2 protein-coding genes are annotated in these 636 nt (G+C 62.9%); both read left to right on the forward strand.

The annotated features are described in order from the left end of the window. Positions 1–371: virulence factor SrfB (locus tag K5E19_RS23340; protein WP_221553307.1), on the forward strand; the 371-nt coding region annotated here is incomplete at its 5' end. Beyond that, positions 368–636 (forward strand): virulence factor SrfC family protein (locus K5E19_RS23345; RefSeq protein ID WP_221553309.1); only part of this gene is annotated, 269 nt, incomplete at its 3' end. The genes K5E19_RS23340 and K5E19_RS23345, both read left to right, overlap by 4 nt.

A 636-nucleotide genomic window follows, 5' to 3' on the forward strand; every position in this document is an offset into this window, starting at 1 on the left:
ACATCGACCTCGATAAGCCGGGCGCGAAGCTGGATGCGCGACTGCACTTCCCGCTACGCGGTAACGTGACGCTCGGCTTCCGTCAGTTGGCTAACGCCCGCTGGCCCGCCACTCCGCTCTATACGCTAAGTATTAACTCAGCAGAGCTGGCAAAAGCCATCGCCGGAGACGGCGTGCTGAACGTGCGCCTGCAGCTGCGCGGCGGAACGAAACACGAAGGCCCGGAGTCGTTTGAGCTGAGCGACGCCTGGCTCCAGGACGGGACACCGGTGCCGCCTGACGCCTTAACGTTTAAACTGAATACCCTGGCCGACCGCCGCCATAGCGGAAGCCACTACTGGATCGACAGCGGGAGCGTATATCTCAAATGACAGCGATGACTGCCACCTCTCAGGCGTTAATCGAGTGGATCAACGACACGCGTCTGCATGCCCCGATGCTGGATAACGATGCTGACGCCCTGCTGGCCCGCCTCACCTGCGCGCAGGCACGCGGACAGGCGCTTGACCGCGCCCTGACCGGACACAGCAGCATTGGCCTTTACGGCCATTCGCAGGCAGCCAAAGCGCACCTGCTGGCGTCACTGTGCGGCAGCGGAAATGGTCGGCTGGATGTTTCTCCCGGCCAGCGCACCTT

It is taken from the genome of Enterobacter sp. RIT637 (genome assembly GCF_019718755.1).
Classification (GTDB): domain Bacteria; phylum Pseudomonadota; class Gammaproteobacteria; order Enterobacterales; family Enterobacteriaceae; genus Enterobacter.